General features: G+C 66.0%; 3 protein-coding genes and 2 pseudogenes. All 5 read right to left on the bottom strand.

Annotated elements, in window-relative coordinates; all coding sequences use genetic code 11:
• Positions 1 to 127: 127 nt before the first annotated feature.
• Positions 128 to 319: pseudogene (locus GI374_RS18650) on the bottom strand (hypothetical protein); the annotation flags it as partial.
• A complete protein-coding gene (locus GI374_RS18955; protein WP_195759992.1) occupies positions 306 to 857 on the bottom strand; it encodes a hypothetical protein in 552 nt (183 codons plus the stop codon). The pseudogene GI374_RS18650 and the gene GI374_RS18955, both read right to left, overlap by 14 nt.
• Positions 858 to 928: 71 nt before the next feature.
• Positions 929 to 2238, bottom strand: a pseudogene (locus tag GI374_RS18640) (recombinase family protein).
• Positions 2235 to 2690, bottom strand: coding sequence for a DUF2924 domain-containing protein (locus GI374_RS18635; protein WP_154338488.1), 456 nt, complete (start codon positions 2688 to 2690; stop codon positions 2235 to 2237). Before GI374_RS18635 ends, GI374_RS18640 begins: the two are co-directional and overlap by 4 nt.
• A 273-nt stretch (positions 2691 to 2963) precedes the next feature.
• The coding region (locus GI374_RS18625) for an integrase core domain-containing protein (protein ID WP_154338486.1) at positions 2964 to 3128 on the bottom strand (165 nt) is incomplete at its 5' end.

Here is a 3128-nt window from a genome sequence, read left to right as displayed (position 1 = left end):
GATGGTCGAGGCCTTCGCCCAGATCGACAAGGAGGAGATCGACCCCATCCTCAGCATCACGGCCAAGGCCGCCTGATCATGATCTCAGGCCATCTCACGATTTACACCACGTTGACGGACGTGACCCGGGCGCGAGCAGCGTGAGACGCAGTACGCGGGTCATATAGGAGGGCGCGATCCCTTCACGCGCGGCCAACTCGGCGATGGTGGCGAACTCCCCCGACTCCAGCATCCGCTTCCAGCGGAACGCCCGCGCCAGTGCCTTGACCAGCGTGTTGTCGGTCTTGCGCTGCTGCGGGGCACCGTCAGGCAGCTGCATCTCCTTGCGCCCGCCCCGCCTGATCAGGCGGAACGGGACGTGCAGGGTCAGGGTGTCGGAGGTCAGCGCGACACGGGACTTGTGCCGCTCCGACGAAGAATGGGATGTCTTCGGCGTCGTAAGCCGCTTCAGGCTTGCACTTCCACGGCTCCTCCGAGGCGATCTTTCGAGCGAGGTCCCGGGCGCCGCCCTCATGGGCCTCGATGATGTTGAGTATGCGTCCGGCAAGATTGAAGTGCTCGTAAATCCCGAAGGAGCAGCAGGCGGCCTCCGGCTTTCCGTCGATCGCTGCGTTGAGCAGGTCATCGAGGAAGAAGCTGGCGGCCGCCCTGGATTCGAACGACCCTGCCCACGGGGTAAAGGGGGCGCCGTCTTCGCCGGGGATCTGCAGAACGCAGTAGCCGTCGCTGACATGGACGACGTGCAGAATCGCGGAAAGCTCCTTTCGGCGTTTCACCACGTACTCGTGCCGGGGGATCTGAAGGCTCGGGTTGCGTACGGCGCAGCCTGCGGGCGGGTGATCGGATGTCTCGGTCATGGGCAGCCTCCTTATCAGGCATGCTGAGGGTGAATGCAGTGGGAACGACGAGGGCGGTGCAGGTAGTCGGCTCATGCGGCGGCCCTTTTATCGGCACGCATTTCTTGGACGAGGCCGCTGAGTCCGTCGACGCGGAGTCGGACATTCAGACCATCCGTGCCGATCTCTATGCGCTCGACGAGCAGCGCCACGATGCGCGCCTGCTCGGCCGGGAACAGTTCGCCCCACAGCGGATCGAGCTGCTGGAGCGCCGCGCGGGCGTCGGCTTCGGCGAGGTCGTCCACTTGCGCCCGTGCGGCCTTCCACGTGCCTGCAACGATCTCGGCCTGGCGGAACACGGCGCGGAGCTGGTCGATGACAGCAGCCTCGATCTTCCCGGCGGGAACGCGGGCGACCGGGCATGATCCGGCGCCATGCTTCAGCACGGTCTGGCTGACGTAGTAGCGGTAGAGCTTCCCGCCCTTGCGCGTGTGCGTCGGCGAGAACGCCGCGCCATCCGGCCCGTAGAGCAGCCCCTTGAGCAGCGCGGGCGTGTCGGAGCGGGTTCGCGCAGCGCGCTTGCGCGGGCTCTCCTGCAGGATGGTGTGAACCCGGTGCCACGTCTCGCGGTCGATGACCGCGTCGTGTTCGCCGAGATAGCTGTCACCCTTGTGGACCGCCTCGCCGATGAAGGCGCGGTTGTTGAGCAATCGGTAGATGTACTTCTTGTCGATTCGGTTCCCACGCGGGGTGCGGATTCCGCGAGCGCCGACCTCGCGCGCCAGTTCGGTGCAGGAGCCGATCTCGAGGAAGCGGGCGAAGATCCAGCGGACATGCGCGGCGTGTCCCTCGTCCACCATCAGCTTCCGGTTCTCGACGCGGTAGCCATAGGGCGGCACCCCGCCCATCCGCATGCCCTTCTTGCGGCTGGCCGCGACCTTGTCGCGGATGCGCTCTGCCGTCACCTCGCGCTCGAAGTGGGCGAAGCTGAGCAGGATGTTCAGCGTCAGCCGCCCCATGGACGTAGTCGTGTTGAACGACTGCGTCACCGACACGAAGGTCACACCATTGCGGTCGAACACCTCGACCAGCTTGGCGAAGTCGGCCAGCGAGCGGCTGAGGCGGTCGATCTTGTAGACCACCACCACATCGACCAGCCCGTCCTCGATGTCGTCGATGAGCCGCTTCAGGCCGGGCCGCTCGAGCGTCCCCCCCCCGAGATGCCGCCATCGTCATACTGGTCGCGGACCAGCACCCAGCCTTCGGATCGCTGGCTGGCGATGTATGCCTCGCAGGCCTCGCGCTGGGCGTGGAGCGAGTTGAACTCCTGCTCCAGCCCTTCCTCGGAGGATTTGCGGGTGTAGACGGCGCAACGGAGCTTCCGCACGACGGGCTTTGTCACGCGCTCCTCCGGTGGTTCTTGAGACCGAAGAAGACCCACCCGTTCCAGCGCGTGCCGGTGATGGCGCGCGCGATGGCAGAGAGCGACTTGTAGGGACGCCCCTGCCATTCGAAGCCGTCGGCGGTGACGGTGACCACCTGCTCGACGCCCTGCCATTCGCGCAGCAGCCGCGTGCCGGTGATCGGGCGGTCGCGGTCAGCGCGGATGCTGCGCTTCTGCCTGTCGCCGCCGTCCAGTTCCTCGCCGAGCCGCTCCAGCCGCCGGGCCGTTTCCGGCTTCAGCCCGCCATAGGCCAGTTCCTGGATGCGGTACGCCAGCCGGCTTTCGAGGTAGCGCCGGTTGAACGCTGGCGGCTCACTGTCGAACAGCTCCCGCCACTGCCGCTTCAGATCGGGCGTTGGCGTGGTCTTCAGCGCGGCCAGCCGCGCGGGAATGGGATCGGGCTTCGTCATGCGGTTCTCCGGTGCGTCGGAGTCGCATGACGGCATTGGTCGGTCGGATAGTGTAGGCAACGTTCTCCAGTGTCTTCAGACAGTTCTCCTTCCTCGCGCATCCGCAACCGAACCAGGCCGAGCACCAGCAGGCGGCACAGCTCAGTGCGGCGCTCGGCCGGGGTCATCAGCATGGGTGACAAGGGGTTGGGACGTTTCATCAGGATAAGCCCGGTTGCTTCTCCTGAGTAAAAGCCACCTTGGAGGTGACCTGCCCTCCCCGGCGTCCCTCGATCATGACGAGAGTCCTTGGACTTGGTATTGGTGGGTTCCGGGTTGGGCAAGCGCGCCGGGCGCGGAGCTCACGGATTGCTCAAGTGCCCGGCGCGCTTGTGACGGGGCCATTCCGCCGAGCGAGGAATGCGGCCTGACATGGTTGTAGTCGTAGCGCCACAGCGC

Origin of the sequence: Paracoccus sp. S-4012, from assembly GCF_009674885.1 — a bacterium.
GTDB lineage: Bacteria > Pseudomonadota > Alphaproteobacteria > Rhodobacterales > Rhodobacteraceae > Paracoccus.
Note: the sequence above shows the minus strand (reverse complement) of the source record. Positions and strands in the feature narration are given on the sequence as shown.